This window comes from Kaistella palustris DSM 21579 (genome assembly GCF_000422265.1).
Taxonomy (GTDB): Bacteria; Bacteroidota; Bacteroidia; order Flavobacteriales; family Weeksellaceae; genus Kaistella; species Kaistella palustris.
Genome location: NZ_AULL01000001.1, coordinates 17914 through 37629 on the forward strand (window position 1 = coordinate 17914; position 19716 = coordinate 37629).

General features: G+C 34.1%; 16 protein-coding genes. 7 read left to right on the forward strand and 9 right to left on the reverse strand.

Annotated elements, in window-relative coordinates; genetic code table 11:
* Nucleotides 1-20 precede the first annotated feature (20 nt).
* The 4 genes from H562_RS0100110 to H562_RS0100130 form a co-directional block, all read right to left on the reverse strand.
* Nucleotides 21-1655: a type IV secretory system conjugative DNA transfer family protein gene (locus tag H562_RS0100110; RefSeq protein ID WP_084466278.1), complete on the reverse strand. Its 1635-nt coding sequence runs from the start codon at nucleotides 1653-1655 to the stop codon at nucleotides 21-23.
* A gap of 2 nt (nucleotides 1656-1657) precedes the next feature.
* Nucleotides 1658-3058 carry a DUF5712 family protein gene (locus H562_RS0100115; protein WP_027375659.1) on the reverse strand — a complete coding sequence of 467 codons (1401 nt, stop codon included), beginning with the start codon at nucleotides 3056-3058 and terminating at the stop codon, nucleotides 1658-1660.
* Nucleotides 3058-3618: a hypothetical protein gene (locus H562_RS0100120; protein WP_156831932.1), complete on the reverse strand. Its 561-nt coding sequence runs from the start codon at nucleotides 3616-3618 to the stop codon at nucleotides 3058-3060. Before H562_RS0100120 ends, H562_RS0100115 begins: the two co-directional genes overlap by 1 nt.
* Before the next feature lie 369 nt (nucleotides 3619-3987).
* A complete protein-coding gene (locus H562_RS0100130; RefSeq protein WP_027375661.1) occupies nucleotides 3988-4956 on the reverse strand; it encodes a zincin-like metallopeptidase domain-containing protein in 969 nt (322 codons plus the stop codon).
* 1252 nt (nucleotides 4957-6208) lie between these two features.
* Between H562_RS0100130 and H562_RS0100140 the strand changes: the two genes are divergently transcribed.
* The 4 genes from H562_RS0100140 to H562_RS15265 all read left to right on the forward strand — a co-directional run bounded on the left by H562_RS0100140 (nucleotide 6209) and on the right by H562_RS15265 (nucleotide 13920).
* Nucleotides 6209-9328, forward strand: coding sequence for an Eco57I restriction-modification methylase domain-containing protein (locus tag H562_RS0100140; protein WP_027375662.1), 3120 nt, complete (start codon nucleotides 6209-6211; stop codon nucleotides 9326-9328).
* Between the two features lie 2 nt (nucleotides 9329-9330).
* The gene (locus tag H562_RS0100145) at nucleotides 9331-10116 is read left to right on the forward strand and encodes a DUF2971 domain-containing protein (protein ID WP_027375663.1); all 786 of its coding nucleotides are present in this window, start codon (nucleotides 9331-9333) and stop codon (nucleotides 10114-10116) included.
* A 151-nt stretch (nucleotides 10117-10267) separates the two neighbouring features.
* Complete coding sequence (locus H562_RS0100150) at nucleotides 10268-13249, forward strand: HsdM family class I SAM-dependent methyltransferase (protein ID WP_027375664.1); 2982 nt, start codon at nucleotides 10268-10270, stop codon at nucleotides 13247-13249.
* Nucleotides 13246-13920, forward strand: a complete 675-nt coding sequence (locus tag H562_RS15265) for a hypothetical protein (protein WP_027375665.1) — start codon at nucleotides 13246-13248, stop codon at nucleotides 13918-13920. Before H562_RS0100150 ends, H562_RS15265 begins: the two co-directional genes overlap by 4 nt.
* A 184-nt stretch (nucleotides 13921-14104) precedes the next feature.
* Here the strand turns inward: H562_RS15265 and H562_RS0100160 are convergent, their stop codons facing one another.
* The 3 genes from H562_RS0100160 to H562_RS0100170 form a co-directional block, all read right to left on the reverse strand.
* A complete protein-coding gene (locus H562_RS0100160) occupies nucleotides 14105-14875 on the reverse strand; it encodes a hypothetical protein (protein WP_156831933.1) in 771 nt (256 codons plus the stop codon).
* A 132-nt stretch (nucleotides 14876-15007) separates the two neighbouring features.
* Nucleotides 15008-16009, reverse strand: coding sequence for a PDDEXK nuclease domain-containing protein (locus H562_RS0100165; RefSeq protein WP_027375667.1), 1002 nt, complete (start codon nucleotides 16007-16009; stop codon nucleotides 15008-15010).
* Nucleotides 16010-16256: 247 nt separating this feature from the next.
* Nucleotides 16257-16808 carry a recombinase family protein gene (locus tag H562_RS0100170; protein ID WP_027375668.1) on the reverse strand — a complete coding sequence of 184 codons (552 nt, stop codon included), beginning with the start codon at nucleotides 16806-16808 and terminating at the stop codon, nucleotides 16257-16259.
* A gap of 263 nt (nucleotides 16809-17071) precedes the next feature.
* Here H562_RS0100170 and H562_RS0100175 point away from each other — a divergent pair, with 263 nt between their 5' ends.
* Together H562_RS0100175 and H562_RS0100180 are read left to right on the forward strand one after the other, a co-directional pair.
* Nucleotides 17072-17521 (forward strand): hypothetical protein, encoded by a 450-nt coding sequence (locus tag H562_RS0100175; protein WP_027375669.1) that lies wholly within the window; start codon nucleotides 17072-17074, stop codon nucleotides 17519-17521.
* The gene (locus H562_RS0100180) at nucleotides 17502-18014 is read left to right on the forward strand and encodes a DDE-type integrase/transposase/recombinase (protein ID WP_027375670.1); all 513 of its coding nucleotides are present in this window, start codon (nucleotides 17502-17504) and stop codon (nucleotides 18012-18014) included. The genes H562_RS0100175 and H562_RS0100180 overlap by 20 nt, the downstream gene beginning before the upstream one ends.
* A gap of 41 nt (nucleotides 18015-18055) precedes the next feature.
* Here the strand turns inward: H562_RS0100180 and H562_RS0100185 are convergent, their stop codons facing one another.
* On the reverse strand, nucleotides 18056-18949 hold the full coding sequence (locus H562_RS0100185; RefSeq protein WP_027375671.1) for a DDE-type integrase/transposase/recombinase: 894 nt from the start codon (nucleotides 18947-18949) through the stop codon (nucleotides 18056-18058).
* A gap of 166 nt (nucleotides 18950-19115) precedes the next feature.
* The gene (locus H562_RS15725; protein WP_219729252.1) at nucleotides 19116-19262 is read right to left on the reverse strand and encodes a helix-turn-helix domain-containing protein; all 147 of its coding nucleotides are present in this window, start codon (nucleotides 19260-19262) and stop codon (nucleotides 19116-19118) included.
* A gap of 28 nt (nucleotides 19263-19290) precedes the next feature.
* Between H562_RS15725 and H562_RS0100200 the strand changes: the two genes are divergently transcribed.
* Entirely contained in the window at nucleotides 19291-19695 is a 405-nt protein-coding gene (locus tag H562_RS0100200) for a hypothetical protein (RefSeq protein ID WP_027375672.1), read from the forward strand.
* The last annotated feature ends 21 nt before the right edge of the window (nucleotides 19696-19716 follow it).

A 19716-nucleotide genomic window follows, 5' to 3' on the forward strand; every position in this document is an offset into this window, starting at 1 on the left:
GAAGGGGCAATTATGTTAAGCTAGAGCAGAGATCTGGCCTCCACCATTATCTTTTTAAAATGATTATCAAGCATTTTTGTAGTAATTACCCGTTGATTTTCAATTTTTCGAGAAATGATTTGTGGGTGGTTGATATTGACGATTTCATTTTTACCATCAGAAAGAAAAGCAAACTGTCCTACCGAAAGCCGATTGAATTCACTTGCTCGATGTTTATGTACTTCTCGTTCTCCGGTAGTGGTAGAACTTTCGCCCCAGGAAAGTAGATTCCCCTCACTGCCTTTACGCGATATCGATTTGGTTTTAATATTGACCAACTCAAAATAACTTTCATAAAACTTCGAGGTTTCAGAATCATTGGATTTACCGAAAAACTGTGTGGAAAGGTTAGCCACAATTTCACGGAAACCGTCACGCCCATATTGCACGACCCCTTGCACAAAATCCTGTGCGCAATAAACTACAGCTACCCCAAAACTTCGCATAGTTGCCGGAATCTGCGCCATATTTAAGAGTTGCAGGGTTGGAGCTTCATCCAGCATGATAAAGCTTGGCTTGCGGTTTCGGACCATCATTTGTTTGGTAATGGAATGAATTATAGCCGCATTTGCGGGACTTAAAAATTCGGCCGATTTAGGCTCATTCAAGACCGAAACTACAGAGTTGATTTCAGCAGCATTTACATTAAAATCAAGATCATTGCCGCTCAACACATAAAAAGCTTCGGGAAAAGCCATCTTTCGTAAACCGTTAGCTAAGGTAGAAATGACAGAAGCCGTTTGCCTCGCCGAAGCCAACCCCAGAATAAAAGTGCTGGCTTGAATAGCAACACGTTCGTTTGCATTTAAAAAATGCTTTAGTTTTGCAAATTCCTCCTGAGCATTATTTTCTAAGTTGCTATCATTTTGCAGACTAAAATCAACGCCTAAGATAAAAGCAGTTACATGCGGAAGTGTACAAATATCACGATGATCAAACCAAAATTTTAGAATGACGCCCGATAATAAAGACGACGCACTATCTTTGAAAAAGTCGTCGCCTTTTCCTGCTCCGCTTTTAATGAGGTTATCCATCAGTACTTTCACCAGCTGATTGACATCTTTCTCTCCCGTAATATATTCCGGTGCAATGGGATTTACCCGATAGCTGATGTTTGGATTGTGAATTGCGACCACTTTTAGTCTGTCTTCAAAAATAGCTGTGGCCAGCTCAGTAAGTTCGCCATCTTTAAAATCATAAATAATTCCAGCGAAGCCGGCTTTGCCAAAATGCTGTAAGATATTATACAGCACAGAAATCGTTTTCCCGGATCCTGCGGCACCAAATACTGCAACACCACGCTGTATTCCCCGGATAATCCTTTTGCCCTGGCTGGTCTTAAATTCAACATCCCAAACAGGATCTGCAGATTTCTCATAGATCCATAAATAAATTAGGCTACTGCAGATTATGCTGGGTAGGAGCAAATAGAGACCTATAATTTTATAATTAAGCATTTGTGCTCCTATCAGGGTCAAAAACCCTATTACGGTGAGAAAAACGAATTTAAGGACTTTGCTTCGGGCCTTAAAGATAATCGTAAGGAGAAATGTAAGTATTGAAACTGCGGCAAGTAGAATGAACCAATTGCGCAACGTAAGATCTAAAATTTTCATAGCTAATACCCTTTTGAAGTATCATTAATCTTGGATATAATTGAACGTAATGTTTTGGCCGCAAGTTGTAATGGAGTTTTAGGAACTGTTAGAGGAACACGAAACCCCAGCTCACGACTTACCGTATTTCTTAAACTTAACTTATGCAGTTCTTCCACTCCACTCTTGCTATAAAGTTCTTTGGTAACAGGTTGGCCCAGGACAGAAAGTGCTTTGCCACTTACTTTGGCTATCCTTTCCTTTTTTCCGGTACGCATCTTCTTCTGCTCATTAAATTTCTCATAGCTGTACTGACGATGGTACTGAAATCTTTGATCAAAACTTCGCTCAGCCTTTTTAAAGAAAGTATCACGGTTAAAACCAACCTGAGCTGTCTTATCCGCCATCTTCGAGTTGCGGTGATGCGCCAAAGGTGAAATTGAACCTTTGTAGCGCGCATTTGGACAGTTATCATACCGTGAAACAACAACATGGATGTGATATTGCTGACCGCCTTTTTTAAGCCCTTCCCGAACAATTTCACCTGTTGCCCGATCTTTGTGCAATTCAGATTTTAACTGTTCAATCTTTGAGGCGTCGGGGTGCTGAGCACTTTCAAGTTTTTTAATTTCGCGCTTAATTTTTCTGTTCTCGATAACCCATTTATCATTGCCTTTATAGGTTCTTTTTTCTTCCACTTTTGCCACCCACACCATATCTTTCGCGGTCATTTTTCGCACGCTAAGATCCCGGCCCAAGTTAGCAGCGAGTTTCTCACGAGTTTCCCGATATGCTTCCGCATAAACAGGATCTTTTTTATCAATACCGCGTTCGGCAAGCGCTGTCTTCGTTTCCTTGTTGATATATTGTTCTTCCTTCTGTGTCGGCAAATTTTGTGGACTGTTATAGACATAACGATTAAAGTTTTCTGCATAATCTTTCATTACGTCATTGGCGTATTCCCGCAGACATTGGTGCATCAGATCATTTCGCATAATCTCCAGTTGCTTTTGCCCCTGATCCGTCTGCTGCAAAAGTTGCGTTTCTTTTTCTCCTATTCCGGCAGCTTTCAACTCCATTACCACGATACCATTCAGATGTTCCAATTCATCTTTGCTGGGCGAGATATTTAAAATAAAAAATTTGCTCTCCCTCTCTTTTGCGCGGGAAGATATATTAGCATCAATGAGATCCGTAGCAGAATTCTGATCCAGAAACACTTGTTCACCATCCTTACCCTGACTGAAAAAAAGATTCTGCTGTTCCACCTGCTCATCAAAACCGGTGAGTGCCTGATTTTCGAAATCCTCTACAAAAATTTCATATTCCTTCTCACGGGAAGAGTTTTCCTTATCCAAATATTCGGTTACTGCTTTACAACTTTGTGAAATATCCGGATCATGTCTTGTAAATGAAATATGCATCACTTAAAAATTTCTTCATAATCCTGCACCGATAAAACGGCTTTATAATTTTTAGAAAAAGCTCCACTTTCGAATTTGAATCTATTTTTAATGTTATTGATTTGTGCATTCAAAGATTCATTAATACGCTCCATTTCCCGATGACTTTCCCAAACTTCCCCAAGTTCTTTCTCAAGCTTTTTGTGTTCTTCTCCCGAAAATTGCCCGATAACCCCGCCAGCATCTTCATGCTCCAGAGTGCTCCTTTCCTTCTTCAAATTAATTGCTAAAAACTCCTTAAGCAGGTTATGCGTATCCAGAATTTTGGTGAAATAGAACTTATCCAAATGACCCAATCTTTTGTGGACAGCCTCAGTTCTTTTTTCATTTGAAGCCAAGCCCATTTCCAAAGATTTCTTCAATTCCAATAGAGAATTAACCTCGGAATTCCCTTTCATATTTACTTCAATAAGGTGTGAAATTACTTCATCATAGCTGGGCAGTTTCAATTCATTTTTCAGGATTTTCATGTTCTCGCTATTCTGCAGCGAAACACGCATCATTGTATTACGTTTACTCATTTATCTAACATTTTTTATCGTTACTTTACTCTATACCAGATATTTAATCTTAACTTTTATACAATTTGGTATAACAAAAAACAAATAAATAAATAATAATCGTCTGATTATCTGAACGTTGTCTTTAATAGACGCGTTCCCTCTTGCTTTCCTTACCTTACCCAACATTTTCACGCAAAATTAGCTCACTGCCGCTGCGGCGATAGTCGGAAAAAACATCATTCAAAAAGGACAAATTACAAATTAGCCTGGAGAGTTGCAAATTGATTCCGTGCTATTAGGAATGGGTATTAGCAAAACCTCACATTGCTATCTTTTTTATTTTTTTGCGGAACGCAAAAACCCCTCACGTTGGTAAGGGGTTTAGAATTAAAATTGTTCGAGATATTTCTTGGCTCTTTTGGATTGGATGAACGCCGTTTTAATGTTTTCAATCCGGTTTTCTTTATTGACATCGGACCAACCTTTAAGATAGCGGATCGAGTTTAAAAGTTCATCCGTAATCCCAAATTGTAGCGCTAATAACATTGATCCCATTTCTGCAATTAGTTCCTCAAAGGAATATTTTTCTTTGTTATTAAAGCCTTCAAATAAATTTCTGTTCAGTCTATTTTCGTGGCCGGTCCAGTGAATTATTTCATGAAACAAAGTGGTATAAAATTTCTCTTCTGAAATGAAATACTGTTTTAAAGGCATTTTGATTTGGTCTAAAGTTGGCGAATAACTGCCGTGCGCCGTCTTGATGTATTTAATTTTTAAAGATGCTTTTTCGGTAAGTTGCTGAATAAATTTCTCGCAGTTCTCGCGCTCCACAAAATCAAGTTCTTCCGGTTCATCTATTGCGATACTTAGATTCAATTCCTCCAGATTTTCAATTTGATTAGAGTTGAAAACCACATAATTTCTGACAACGGGTATTTTTACCAGGTTTTCAAGATCTGCAGGAACCATTTTTTTTACTTGTTCCAGTGAATAAATTTTTGAAGTCTCCTGATCCTTGTAAACAAAAGTGAAGAATTCAATCACTACTCCCTTTGAACCTTTTTTAAGTCTACCGCCTGCTTTTGAAATTGCGTTGAATGTTGCATATAAACTACTGGTGAAACCATTGGTTAAAGTGTCAATATACAAAGCGAGTAAATTAAAACCTTTGTAGGCGTTTTGGCTGAAAAGGTTGCGAGGTGCCTGAAACTTATAATTGGTGTAAAGTTCCCAATCCTGGGCCTTTACATTGTCTAAATTCTCAATAATTCTAGAGATAAATTTATCTTCACCTTTTTTAGAAATCTGATTTTTTTTACTTTTTGAACTTTGGGTTTTTGGGGCTGTTGCATTCATAATATTTAATTATTTATTTAGTTATAAACTTGTTTAGTTATTTATTTGGTAATGAGGACTTGTTTTTTTTAAACTGAAAGATTTTATAGCGGACTGGAAAGAGCTATTCTTTATGGGGTTTTAAAGGCTTTCAAAAATGTCAAAGAACTCACTGCTTTTATCTTTATTCGTATAATTGAGGTGTCTTTTTCTTTGCTAAATGATTTTAAAAAAGGAATGATGGCTAAAACTGAAGCAACGTGAAAGCTGGAAATGAATTTGCCCGAAGGGTGTAGGTGGGTTCGTCAATATTTAATTAATCGAAGATGAAATATTGATGGATTCCCAAATTTATTTTTTTAGGAAGACTTCCATTTTTAATTTTGCATACAGAAAAACACCAGAAATGGGATGAAAGAAAAGTAGATGAGTTATACGTTTTGGACTGGTATAAAACGCTATCGACAACTTTCCAGTACGTGGAAAATTTTTCAAACAAAAGAGAAATTCAATTTTGGAGCAGTTGAAGAGCTATTAGCTGCTAAAGCTTTCAAATTACAATAGATGAAATTGTGGAAGAGCTCGGGCAAAGAAGTGGCAAGAAAAATTGCGATTTAATTTTTTTCCGAACCTAAATTATTTTTAGTTGAAAAATAATTGACCGAAAGCAGAGCGACAGGGAAATGGTTTTGAAACGTAAAGAAAATAGTTTAGGGAGTGAAAAATAAAAGCAATAGGTCTAAATAAATGGCGGGAACCAGAATATTTTAGATCTATTGCTTTTTTAAATCTGCAATTTTTTTGAGCGCGGGCAAAGCCTTGGCACTTTTTCCGAAAGTATTTTATTTTTAGCTGAAAAAGTATTGACCGATAGCAAAGCGGTAGGGAAATGTTTTTGAAGTGTGATGAAAATAGAATAATGAGTGAAAAACAAAATTAAAAGTCTGAATAAATGGAATGTTCCCGACAGGGTTCAATGGAATGTTTCAGATTTTTAATTTTTAGTGGCCTTCAGATTTGATACTCGCGACAAGGATCTCAGAATTCGCTTCATCAAGGTTACCTATAAAATTAGCCCAAGCACTTATGTAGTTCCATGTGCATTTTTTCTAACCCCCTAAATAATAATTTTGGACCCCTGTTTAAAATTTTTTACAACTTAAATACGATTTACATTCTGCTTTTTGATGAAATGGTCAAGAAATTCCTTTTTTTCAATTATTAAGTTGTTGAAGGATTGCCGATTGTTTATTTTTAAGGTCTAAACTAAACTATGTTTCAGAAAACGATCATTTCCAAATACCTAAAGACGCAGAACAAAGAAAATCTCATCCAGCAGTGGGATTTGTTTTGTGCTCATTTTCATAATCCTGAGATACAGGAAAATATTCGGAACTCTAAAGAGGAACAATATCAAGAAGGATTTCTGAGAGATTTATTCGTCAAAATATTCGGCTACACCTTAAACCCAACCATTGGTTTCAATCTTACAACGGAATACAAAAACATAAAAGATAGTAAAAAGGCGGATGGTGCAATTATCATTGATGAAAACGTAGTTGGTGTTATAGAACTGAAAGGAACGAATACCACGGATCTTGGAAAGGTCGAAGAACAGGCGTTTAATTACAAAAACAACCAAACAGGATGTAAGTACGTTATAACATCTAATTTCGAGAAACTGAGATTATATATTGATGACTCGGTAAGGTTCGTAGAATTCAATCTTTTCACCCTTCAACAGGATGACTTTAATCTCCTCTATCTGCTCCTATCATTCGACAACATTAAAAACGATATCCCCAAGAAATTAAAAGATGAATCTCTTAATCAGGAAGATATTGTTACCAAGAAACTGTACAAAGATTACTCTGTTTTCAAAAGGGAATTATTTCAAAACTTAACACTGCTTAATCCTGAATATGATCCTTTACTCCTTTTTCAGAAATCACAAAAATTATTAGATAGATTTCTGTTCTTATTGTTTGGAGAAGATCGGGGTTTACTCCCACCCAACTCTGTAAGACAGATTTTGGAGCAGTGGGATAAACTGAAAGATTTAGACGCTTACGACCCCCTTTATAACCGTTATAAAAAATACTTTGGATATCTGAATACAGGTTTCAAAGGAAAGAATCACGATGTCTTTGCTTACAACGGTGGTTTATTCAAAGAAGATGAGATCTTAGATCAGATTAAGATTGATGACGACCTACTCTACCAACACACTTTCAGATTATCTCAATACGATTTTGCGAGTGAAGTAGATGTCAATATTCTTGGACATATCTTCGAAAACTCTCTCAATGAAATAGATGAGATTAAGGCTCAGTTGGAAGGAACGGAAATAGACAAATCCAAAACCAAAAGAAAGAAGGACGGAGTTTTCTATACTCCAAAATACATCACCAAATACATTGTCGAAAATACGGTTGGTAAACTCTGTGAGGAAAAGAAAACCGAATTTCAAATTGTAGAAGAAGAATATTTCACTGATAAGAAACGCCAACAGAAAACAAAGGAAAACCTTTTAAGTAAATTAGATCAATACCGTAATTGGTTACTGCAAATTACCATTGTAGATCCTGCATGTGGTTCGGGTGCATTTCTAAATGAAGCCCTGAATTTTCTGATTGAAGAACACCAATATGTTGACGAGTTGGAAGCCAAATTACTCAACGTTCCAATTATTTTTAGTTATCATTCTGAGCGTATTTTAGAACACAATCTTTTTGGTGTCGATCTAAACGAAGAATCAGTTGAGATTGCGAAACTTTCTCTTTGGTTAAGAACCGCAGAACCCAACAGGAAACTCAATAGTTTGAATGATAACATCAAGTGTGGAAACTCATTAATTAACGATCCTGAAGTTGCCGGCGACAAAGCATTTAATTGGGAAAAAGAATTCCCCCAGGTTTTTGAGAAAGGTGGTTTTGATGTCGTAATTGGGAATCCGCCTTATGTAAGGGTACAAAATTTAGATTATTCCGTGATTGACTGGTTAAAAAGTAACATGAGTTCTGCATTTAAAAGAGTAGATATTTCTATTTTATTTATCGAACAATCCTTAAAATTAATAAATGAAAGGGGGGTTATTAGTTTCATTACTTCAAATCAGTTTTTTAAAGCCGAATATGGGAGAAAAATCAGAGAATTAATTCATGGTAAACTGAAAAGAAATCTTGATCTTTCAAAAGTTACTGTATTCGAAGGATTATCTACTTATGTCTCAATTTTAAACTTTAGTAAATCGAATTCTTTAATATTTGAATATAAAGAAGTTGAAAATACAGATTCGGTGGTGAATGAAATTAAATGGGATAAGTTTTGTTATTCTGATTATACTGACGAACCATGGGAATTTAGTAGAGACAGACCTTTAAAAGATAAGATTTATAAAGACAGCCAACTATTAGAGAATGTCGCTGACTTCACCTATGGAATCATTACAGGAAATGATAATAGTTTTATTCTTAGTGCTGAAGAAGTAAAAAATCATGAGATTGAAAATGATATAATATTTCCATTCGTCAAGCCTGAAAATTATAAGCGATATTGCATTGAAAACATTGATAAGTACATTATATATCCTTACGATTCTGAAAACAACATTTTACTTGAAAATGAAGTAAAGAGTAAATATCCAAATGCTTATTCCTATTTACATAAAAACAAAGAAATTTTAGAAAATCGTAAAGATAGTCGAACAACAATTAAAGAAAAAGGTATCGAATGGTATTCAATAATGAGAAGAGTGCCACCAAATGAAATTAGAAAGAAAAAACTAATATTTTTTGATGTTGGTAATCATCCAAATTTTATTTACGATAATCAGTCGTTAAGTTTTGGAGGTGGAACAAGCCACTCAATATATTTTGAAAATGAGCAAAAAATTAGGTTCATTTTAGGAGTACTTAACTCAAAACTTTTATCATGGATAATTAAGGATGTATGCCCAATTAAAATGGGAGATGCAAGAAAATATGGCTTAAGTTACATGCGCAGATTACCAATTAAGTTTTATTCAAAAAACATAGAGGATTTGATTACACCACTTGTAGAGAAAATAATTAATTTAAAAGAAGAGCTTAATTCAAAAGAAACTAAATTTCAAAGAAATTTAAAAAGAGAATTTTCATTAGAAATCCTACCGAAAAAATTACAAAGTTGGTATCATTTATCTTATGATGAATTCCTAAAAGAACTAAAAAAACAAAAGGTAGAACTCTCCCTTTCCCAAAAGGCAGATTGGGAACAGTACTTTGACCAAGAGAAAAATAAAGCAATACAAATCCAATCTCAAATCACTTCTACCGATCAGGAAATAGATCGTATGGTTTATGAACTTTACGGGTTGAGTGAGGAGGAAATTAAAATAGTTGAAAATAGTTGATTATGATAATTACAGAAAAAGATTTAGATAAAAGACAAACCGAAGATTTTAGCCAGGTTTTAAAAGGGAAAAGACTTTACCATTATTCAAACTGTTGCACAACTGTTGATTATATTCTGATGGAAGGTACTTTAAATTTTACTAATCCAATAAAATTTAACGATCCCTTTGATTGTAGCGAAAAGATGTTAAAAGTCATTTATGATGATTGTACTTTAAAACAAACAATTGTTAACCTTAAATTCAATAGAAAAGAAAAAAGAAAATTTGATATTAATAAACTTCGTCTGCAACAAGATGCAATAATGAGAGAAGAGAGAGACAAGTTTAAAATTTGTTGTTTCTCCGAAAAAAACGACAATCTTTTAATGTGGTCTCATTATGCAGATAAACATAGCGGAATGTGTTGTGGGTTTGAGTTTCCAATAGACAATGGTAAGTTTTCTATCCAACCTGTAAGATATGAAAAAGAAATTCATGAAGTGGAGGGTAAAAGTGAGTCGGGTAAAATAATTAGGCATTGGCTAACAAGCAAATCTGTTGATTGGGAATATGAAAAAGAATTTAGAGCCATATTAAAATCTGATAAAACATCCATTTTTTATGAATCGATTAAATATGATGCAAGTTTTCTAAAGGAAATGGTTTTCGGTTGTAATCTTAAAACTAAAGATATAAATAAGATTCTATCTAAATTACGATTAAATAAAATTCCATTTAAAAACATTGAACTGAAACGCGCTCAATTAAATCCTGAAACTTTTAATCTTAAAATTGTTAATTTTTAAATAGTACATACATATTGACACGCTCTTCACTAAATCGAGTCTTTAATAACCTTTGGGAATGAACAGAATCCTGTAAATAGTTGGAAAACAGAATTGTCCGAGATGGTCAACATGTAATGTAAAATTCTATCTTTGTAGATAATCTATATTTTTGATTTTATCTCAAACTTTTAAGGACGGACTTGATTCTCTTGGTTTTCATCAAGAGATAAACGAGTGCCTTTTTTTTACGGATAATTATACTGCAATTGAAGATTCGTCAATTAAATTACAATTGGAAAAGGCTCATAAATTTGATGCTACAGCAGTTTTTTTTAGAAATGAAGTTAGTAGGCAAAAAGCACAAATATATATCTATGATTGTACTCACGCAGATTTGAGCGAAAATCATTTGAGCGAAATTCAAAAAAAAGTCTGGAGTAATGGCGCGGTTCCGATAGTTTGTGTATTCCATAAAACAGAGGTTATCATTCTGGATTGTACCCAACATACAACGGCAAGAAATAAGCCAGTTTATCTCGCAACCATAAAACTGGCTGTAAAAGCACAACAACTCTATAATAGTAATTTTGCTGTAAAAATTAAAACTGGAGCATTTTGGGCTGAAAACAGTGTAAAAAATGATTTTAAATTCAATGCTTCTTCTTATGATATTCTTATCCAATGGATAAGAGAAATTACCCGGCAAATTGCTTTTTCAAATTCTGATGCTGACGAACAGGTTATAAAAAAAATCATTATTCAATCGATAATGATCAAATATTTGGAAGAAAGAAAAGATCCTGACGGTAATAGTTCTTTTAATCAGAAATATTTTCAAAAGTATGGCAATTGTTCAGAGTTTGTAGATGTTTTATCTAATGGTAATTTTGTTGCTCTGTTAGAAGATCTTCAACGGGATCTAAATGGAAATCTCTTTGACTGGAATACTGAAGAAAAAAAAATAATTCCTGGTCTAAATTTAAATAGTTTAGTGGAAGCATTAAAAGCATACAAAAGACCAGAAGAAAGCCATAATCAGGTACTGGAATTGATTCGATTTTACGAATTCAGTTATATTCCAGTGGAACTGATAAGCCGAATATATGAGGAATTTTTAGCAGGTGGAGATGATGCCTTATTTAATCAGAAAGAAAAAAAGAAGCAAGAAGGAATTTACTATACACCGTCTCATCTTGCGCAATTACTGGTTGATGAAATAATGCCTTTACACGACTATAATAAGGTAAACATTAAGAAATTTACAGTTTTGGATCCCGCATGCGGTTCTGGAATATTCTTGGTTTTGGCATTTAAGAGATTAGTACAATGGTGGCGTTTGCAAAACGATCTGAAAAAACCTAAAATAAAAACTCTTAAAAATATACTCAACAGTATATACGGTGTTGATAAGGAATACCAAGCCACGAAATTGGCGGCATTCAGCCTTTGTTTAGCCTTATGTGATGAACTCTCGCCGAAACAAATTATTGATGAATTAAAATTTACAGATCTTACAGAAAATCAAGTTTTACATTGTGATTTTTTTATAGAACACCTTCTTGAAAAAGAAAATTTAACCGAAAGCCTACTGCAACAGAAATCTGCCTTTAGTAAAATAAGGAATAAAAAGTTTTCCAGAATTATAGGAAATCCACCATTTGATCGAGGTGCCCTTGATGCTTATAGTAGAATGTGGGAGAGGGAAAACATAGAAATTCCACAAGGACAAATAGCCTTAAAATTTTTATCAGAAGCATTGGAGTTTTTGGAGGTGGGAGGTTTGCAATGTTTAATAATTAAATCTTCCAGTCTCTTATACAATAGTAGTTCTATAGAATATAAAGAAAAATTATTTTCAAACTACAATGTTTTACAAATCCTTGATTTCACACCACTTGGTAGAAATAATAGTCTTTGGGATGGAGCAGATGTAGCCAGTGCCGCTATTTTTATTCGAAATGAAAAACCGAATTTTAGCAAAAATATTTTACATCTTGTATTCAGAAGAACGAAAGCCGTAAAAGAACGCATCGTCTTTGAAGTGGACGATTATGATTTTCATTTTGTAAAGAGAAATGATGCTATTAATAATCCCTTTATTTGGAAAAATAATCTTTTAGGAGGTGGAAGAATAATAAGTTTAGTCAGCAAATCAAATGTATTAAATTCTTTTCAGGAATATCTTAAAAAAAATGATTGTGAATCTGTTGAAGGATATATAAAAGCAAATGAAGGAACAATACAGCCACAATACATGTATTCACTTAAAACGTTACCTACTTCAGGGATTACATCGAATGGAATTGATTACGGAGCATTAGATGTAATAGACAGTGATGTTGTGTTTTCAAAAGTTCCTAAAAAATTTTTCTTTGAAATACCTAACTTAATTATCTGGGAAAATATTGGTGATGAAAAATTACCAGTTTTTTTGAATACTAAAGAATCCTTCACATTCAAAGATAAATTAATTTCGATAAAAAGTAATAGTAATAATAAAGATCTATTAAGAAGTATCTATTTGAATTTCCAATCTAATTCAGATTTTTATCGGTTTTTCATATATAGTACAAGTAGTCAGTTATTAATAAATTTAAATACTGCGATACTCAAAAAGGATTACATGCAATTACCTTATATTGAAAATAGGGATGAGTTTCTGAATGAAATAGATTTAAATATAATTAATGATGTCAATGTATATTACCAAGACTTTCTTCGACATGGCGAACGCTCAAAAATCTTAAATAAAATTGCTGAAAAAGAATTTAAGGATAGTATAGAATTTTATAGCGATGCTTACTGCAGATTACTAAATGAAATGCAGCACGACAAGGAAAAAACATTTCAGTTGCATGAAGTTAATGAGTTATATGATAGTTCCTACATCTGTGTAGTTTTCAAATTTCAAAAGACGGCCACAAAAAAGAATATCAAATGGAAAAAAGATACTATAGAAAATATTGATGTCATTTCAGAATTTGAAATTTCGAGCAGATTAAATTCAAAAAGAATTCTACGGTACTACCATTCTGATAATACCATTGTTTTTGTAAAACCAAATCAAAAAAGATACTGGCTTTCTCATATTGCTTATAGAGATGCAGACAAGACTTTTGGTGATCTGTTATTAAATCAGGAAGTGCAATGATAGTTGATGATTTCCCCCAAGAATTTCCTAGAAATTCTTTTACTATCAATGTATCTCCGGCAGATCTACATGAGAAGATATTAAAAAGTATTGCTGATACAGCTGAACCATTTACAAATGCGATTAGCAGTCACAACAAAAAAAAGTGGAATGAAGATAGTTTGACCCAGGTTTTTATTGGACAAAATAATTTTCAACTGCAAAAACTGTTTTTATCTCTAACTGCGGCCGCACAATATCGGGATATCCATGACGGTACAAGAGGAATTCCTGATATTTTTTATTCAATAGTAGAAGAAGGAAAAGATCATAGACCGACATTTATAATGGAAGCAAAACGTTTACCTACGCCATCCAAAGATCGTGAAAAGGAATACGTAATAGGTAAAACATCTGATGGCAACCCAAATGGAGGAATAGAACGCTTTAAATTAGGAAAACATGGGGCGGGACACACGCACTGTGGTATGATAGGCTTTATAGAAAAAAATGAGTACCAAGATTGGTTTGAAAAAGTCAATATCTGGATAACAGAACTTTTTCCGACCTGGGAAAAAAGCGAATTATTAAAATTGGAAGAAATGCATTTGTATCACAATCATTATAAATCCGAAGCGAAAAGAATAGCAGATACTGTTTATCTTGATCATTTTTGGATAAAAATATTATAAATAAAGGTATAATAAATTTAATAATTCAATTACCGAATTTGATAAAGATACATATAACCTATTTATACTAATATACTTCTAATATAAAATGAAAATAATATTAAACGGTCTACATTATTTTATTGAAGCACTTTAATCGGAAAAATAAAATACTTTTTGTGGAATTAATTATAGTATTAAATTTCTATCTATAAAAATCTTCAGTCACAAATTTTTTCGCTCCCATTTGACCTTCATCAATTAGAAAATAAAAGTCAACAACAGACGGTCTAATTTTTCGACTTATTGAATATTCCTGAATAAATCGAACGGTTTTCCTGAAATTCTTGTCTCCGGCAACGCTATCAACAATATTCAATTTTTTAGCAACTTTCATTACCACCAAATCTGGCTTTACACAATCGTAACCAATATCAAGTAAAAGATGAAGCAAGGAAGTTGTAGATTGAAAAAATGGAATTTTATTAGTTTTAAGGATTTTCAAGAGTTGGTCAAAACCAGTCCAAAATTGTATAATATCGTTTTCGCTATTAATGGTTTTGGGGATTTGGTTATTATTCAAAGTTTCAGAGAACGAACCAATTTTTTCAATTTTCCGGGCCAAACTAACAATATGAAATAATTTTGCCTGTTGTCTTATTCCCTGTATAGAAGTCCAGTGAATTTCTGCAATATCACAAGGATTAAGTTTGACAACTTCGTCAATTTTAAAACTTCGAAAGGCCTCGTCGAACTTACCGGTTTTCAAAACTTGCTCTACGAGTTCCGAATTTGCATTTTGACTGTATGCAATTAAGTATGAAAGCTTCTTTAAAACTTCATCATCATTTAAAAAAGGAGAAAATAATTTATTTTGGCGTTTGTGGAGTTCTCCCTCAAACAAAGAACTTTTAAACTGATCAATGCTTCTTATAATTTCGTCAATTTCTTGAAATATTTTTTCTTTTTCTATCATGTCATTTACCCCAACTTTAAATAAATTATAACTCATCTAGTATAAAAACGTAACTGACTAAGCTTCTATTTTAGAAATTCACAATCGATCGGGTTTACTTATTTTCAAGTAGCCATTAATCTTCCCTACTCACTAACTTTCCTTACGATCTAAGATCTGATGGAGCCTTTCCTGCAACATTTTTTTATCAGGTAACTGCAAATGGTATTCTGCAACCATACTGGGTTTCAAATTTCGAGAGAGTGCATATTCAACGACTTCTTCGTCTTTGTCTCGACACAATAAAATACCAATACTCGGATTTTCATGAGGTTTTCGTACATCCCGATCCAGCGCTTCTAAATAGAAATTGAGCTGGCCCATATGTTCTGGTTTGAACTTGTCCGTTTTCAGTTCCAATGCTACTAAACATTGCAATTCGCGATGATAAAACAACAAATCAATATAAAAGTCACTATTACCCACCTGTAGCTTATATTCCTGGTCGATGAACAGAAAGTCTTTTCCCAACTCGATAATGAATTTCTTAATTTGCTTTACCAACTCCTTCTGCAAATCATTCTCGGTATGTTCCTCCGGCAGTCCTAAGAATTCCAATACATAGCTGTTTTTAAAAATGTGTTTTGTACTGGGTTCCAATTCTCTCATCACTGCTGAGAGTTTCTCATCTCCCAATTGTGTTCTTTCATATAGCGAGGCATTAATCTGCCTTTCTAAATTTCTGGTAGAATAATTTTCACAAATACAACGTTTAATATAAAACATTCTTTCCTCCGCGCTTTTGCAACGGGAAAAAATGATAGTATTGTGTGTCCAGGGGATTTCTCTCAGCAGCGCTGAGAGTTCCGGGTGATCAACATAGGTTTCGTAAAACTGCTTCATCCTCCAAAGGTTCTTATCACTGAAACCTTTAATATCCGGAGCATTTGAAGTAATGTATTTAGCGAAATCTGTTACTATACTTTTACCCCACTCATTGTTCTTTACTTTTTTACTTAAGGTTTGCCCAAGATCCCAATACAAATCAATAAGGGCAGTATTAACTTTCTGAAATACCTGAAGTTGTTTCTGCTTAATAAACTGCAGCAAATGTTCGAAGTCTTTATCCGTCTTTGCGGGGGTTCTGTTAACCATAATTTCTGCTAAAAAAATATCTAATAATGATTGAAGATTCCCTGGAGGAGAATCTTCAACAACAATTTAGTAACAATGACAATTTAATTTAATCCTTTCAAATGTAAGGATTAAATCTTACAGAAGAGATAAATTGACTTCTAAATATCATCGTTAAACCGCCGAAAAAAACATCATTTAAAGACATAGAAAAAACCCAACCAGAATTCAAATTGGAATTTTACGAAATTTTTTCAAGTCAAATTAATTATGTTTTCTTCTTAATTAATCTGTAAATGGTCGCTTGGTGAACATTAAATAATTGTGAAAGTTCTGGAGCTGATTTTCCGGCAGCATGCAACTGAATAATTTCTTGCATTTGGATTGGTTTTAATTTTGGCCTTCTACCGCCTACTCTACCCTGTTTCCTCGCATATTCCAAACCTCTTTGAGTTCTTTCTTTCAATATATTTCTTTCAAACTCTGCAAATACGCCCACCATTTGCATCATCATCTTCCCGGCAGACGTTGTAGTATCAATTGACTCGGTTAAACTTCTGAAACCTGCTTTTTTTCTTTCAATCTGCTCCATAATAAACAGAAGATCCTTTAGAGATCGAGATAACCGGTCTAATTTCCAAACGACAATAGTATCTCCTTTTCTTATGTAATTTAGTAACTCCTGTAATTTTGGGCGATCCCATCTTCCACCAGAAATAATTTCTTCAAAAATCATTTCGCACCCCATATTTTTTAAAGCTTCTATTTGTATCGTATTATCCTGGATCTGTGTTGAAACTCGCGCGTAACCTATCAGCATATTTTAAAAAATTTTTAAAAGGCTAATTTATAATTTAAGACTGAAATAATTCGCAAAAATATATCGCAAAACAAAATAATTTTGCGATACAATTATGCAACCGCTACAGAGTACTTTCTTTTAAGTCACTAACATCTTGCATAAATGAAGGTTTCTGCGACTGTTTACCCCAAATTATTTTGGATAAAAATCATTTAAATATATTTCCACACAAAGGTTAAAAATTTGATAATAGTATTACAAAACATTCAAACGAATATTTTATGCCGCAAAACTACACCTCCTATCACACAAACATCAAGCTTTGCTTTTCTTTGGGAATAGAGAAACAAATATTTCCGAAAGCATATTTAGAAAAAATTCCTGCAAACACATCAGTTTACTGGAAAAACAAAAATGTTAATTACTATTCTGGTGCGGAATTTGAGGAAATGGCGCAATGCACTTTGGAAGATTTGAAAATAATTGCCGATCTACGTTTACAAAAAAGCAGAGAACTATTTGTAGCGTTTTGCAAATTGTATTTAACTATCCTAAATATCTTTGGCGAGAAAAAATTTCAGAAATTCATTAAATCTAATTATAATTTTCTGACTCCACTTATTGGAAAATTGATAGAAGTTTATGGAAATAAAAAGTTAGTTTTAAAATTCTTAAAAATATCTTCAAATCAATTTGGGCAGTGGCAGAAAAATGAAGAAATACGAATGTAAAGAATCTCTCATTTGGCTTTGTTATAAACGAGTAAGCCGACAGATCAGCCAAAAAGAAATTAATGTTATGAAGTTATTATTGGCAGATAAAAGATACTTGCATTGGAGCAGCGGTTCAGTTTGGGGCAAAGCGGTGAAAGATGGCAAAATTTTTATGTCCAGACAAAGTTGGTATCATTATGCAAAATTGTTGGGGTTAGGTTTGAAGCGTAAGAAATTCTATAAAAAAAGAAATAGAGTTTCCGTGAGGGCAGCAAAGCCGAATGAAATTTGGCATATGGATGTTACCAGATACAAAACCACGGACAATAAAATGATGTTCATTTATACGGTAATGGACAATTTTTCAAGAAAGGTTTTGGCTTGGGATGTTTGTGAACAACTTTCTGGAGCAATAAGATTAGAGAGTTTGAAACGAGCCATTGATGAGCAATATTTACAGAAAGAAGATTTAAAAATTGGTACGCAAAGTTTGGATCTGATTGTGTCTTAAACGCCAAAACCTGGACTATTTTTTCTAAATATTTTTTGTTCTTATATTGCTGTTAATGAAGCAAGATCATATCCTTGTTTCTGCAGGAAACTGGCAGGTGAGCGATATTTGAGGCCACCGTGGATTCTGGTAAAGTTATAAAAATCCCGGAACCGGCTGAGTGTATTAATGAAATCCTCTTTATTTTCAAATTCGAACCGCTGACATACAGCACTTTCCATGATGGAGTGATAGCTTTCAATATGTGCATTTTGCTGCGGTGTAGCAGGCTTGGTGAACTCCTGGATGATGTTTTTCTCTGCAAAATAGGCCTGTACCTCGGCCGCGATGAACTGGCTTCCGTTATCGTTTCTCACAATAAAGCGCCCTGGCATGGGATACTGCTGTATGATGCGCTGAAAGAGCGTAATCACATCCTGTTTTCGGATACGGTAGGCAATATACTGTCCCAGATTCCAGCGGCTGAACACATCCAGCACCGTCAGCACCATGACATTGGTTCTTTTCCCCTGTATATAAACGAACTTGATATCGAACTCCAGAAACTCAAAAGCTTTGCTGACCACTGGCACCAGCTCTTTTACCCAGTTGCGGTTGACTCTTTTAATCTGATCTCTTTGGAACTTCAGTAAATTGTGCTCTTTCATGATGCGGTAGGTTCTGGAGGAACCGATTGCATAGCCCAGCTCCTGCTTTAAGTGAATATAAGTCTTGTAATAGCCATAATCCACGAACTCATGCGAGAGAAGCTCTTTGATGTCGCTCACCAGCTGCTCTTTGCTTACCGCATCGCCCTGCTTATAAAAATAGTTCACAGGCCGCTTTCCCGCCTTGTTGCCGGTGGGTTTATAATAATACGAACTTTTGGGCAGAGCTAAAATACGCAGCAGGGGCCTTAAGGGGAACTCCTGCTCAAGAAAATCATCCAGCACCATTATTTTTTCTTCTTTAGAAATGCATTTTTTTTTAAAAGCGCATCTTTTACGCGGATGGCCAGTTCGCGCTCAGCGACCATTTTTTTAAGCTCGCTGTTTTCTCTTTTAAGTTGCGCCAGTTCTCGCTCCACAGCAGTTTTGGCCCCTGTTTCCAGACCCGCTGCGTTCAGCTCTCAAACTTTTTCTTCCAGTTATAAATCGCAGCAGTTGAAACATTGAACTCCCGCGAGGCCCGGCTGATGCCGTGCTGCTGCACAAACAGCAGTATTTCTTCTTTCTCTTTCTGATCCCAATTCTTTCGGTGTAAACTCATGACACAAATTTAATGTTATTACTATATTTTGTGTCCAGGTATTAAGTATGCTATTAGGATTGTAGATGGTGGAAGTGAAAATAATAATTCTACCGTTCAAAATTTTATAAAGAATTGCCAAATTGATGTTCACAAAAAAATTGCTTTAAAAGATGTTTTGTTTTCTAACAGCTTGATAGAAGGAAATAATAGGATTTTGAAACAGACCTATTTGAAAAATATAGAGTTAAGTTCTATTGAATTAGAAGATTACATAAGCCAATCTATTACAGAATATAACAGCGAAAAGCCACATTATTTTCACAAAATTTATACACCCGATGAAGTGTATGGAAACCCCGAATTAAAAGATACTAAAATCTTCTTTTCAAAATTAAATATAGAAAGAATAGAAGCCAATAAAGCCTTTGTTTGTGGTAAAGTGTGCCCATAAACTAATGAAACGGGCAATTTC

What these genes read in the sequence shown, in the direction of transcription:
- H562_RS0100115 (WP_027375659.1), bottom strand. Translation starts at nt 3,058, where the DNA reads ATGCATATTTCATTTACAAGACATGATCCGGATATTTCACAAAGTTGT.
- H562_RS0100180 (WP_027375670.1), top strand. Translation starts at nt 17,502, where the DNA reads ATGAAGAAATACGAATGTAAAGAATCTCTCATTTGGCTTTGTTATAAA.
- H562_RS15725 (WP_219729252.1), bottom strand. Translation starts at nt 19,262, where the DNA reads ATGAGTTTACACCGAAAGAATTGGGATCAGAAAGAGAAAGAAGAAATA.
- H562_RS0100175 (WP_027375669.1), top strand. Translation starts at nt 17,072, where the DNA reads ATGCCGCAAAACTACACCTCCTATCACACAAACATCAAGCTTTGCTTT.
- H562_RS0100140 (WP_027375662.1), top strand. Translation starts at nt 6,209, where the DNA reads ATGTTTCAGAAAACGATCATTTCCAAATACCTAAAGACGCAGAACAAA.
- H562_RS0100165 (WP_027375667.1), bottom strand. Translation starts at nt 16,009, where the DNA reads ATGGTTAACAGAACCCCCGCAAAGACGGATAAAGACTTCGAACATTTG.
- H562_RS0100120 (WP_156831932.1), bottom strand. Translation starts at nt 3,618, where the DNA reads ATGAGTAAACGTAATACAATGATGCGTGTTTCGCTGCAGAATAGCGAG.
- H562_RS0100170 (WP_027375668.1), bottom strand. Translation starts at nt 16,808, where the DNA reads ATGCTGATAGGTTACGCGCGAGTTTCAACACAGATCCAGGATAATACG.
- H562_RS15265 (WP_027375665.1), top strand. Translation starts at nt 13,246, where the DNA reads ATGATAGTTGATGATTTCCCCCAAGAATTTCCTAGAAATTCTTTTACT.
- H562_RS0100145 (WP_027375663.1), top strand. Translation starts at nt 9,331, where the DNA reads ATGATAATTACAGAAAAAGATTTAGATAAAAGACAAACCGAAGATTTT.
- H562_RS0100185 (WP_027375671.1), bottom strand. Translation starts at nt 18,949, where the DNA reads ATGGTGCTGGATGATTTTCTTGAGCAGGAGTTCCCCTTAAGGCCCCTG.
- H562_RS0100160 (WP_156831933.1), bottom strand. Translation starts at nt 14,875, where the DNA reads ATGATAGAAAAAGAAAAAATATTTCAAGAAATTGACGAAATTATAAGA.
- H562_RS0100130 (WP_027375661.1), bottom strand. Translation starts at nt 4,956, where the DNA reads ATGAATGCAACAGCCCCAAAAACCCAAAGTTCAAAAAGTAAAAAAAAT.
- H562_RS0100110 (WP_084466278.1), bottom strand. Translation starts at nt 1,655, where the DNA reads ATGAAAATTTTAGATCTTACGTTGCGCAATTGGTTCATTCTACTTGCC.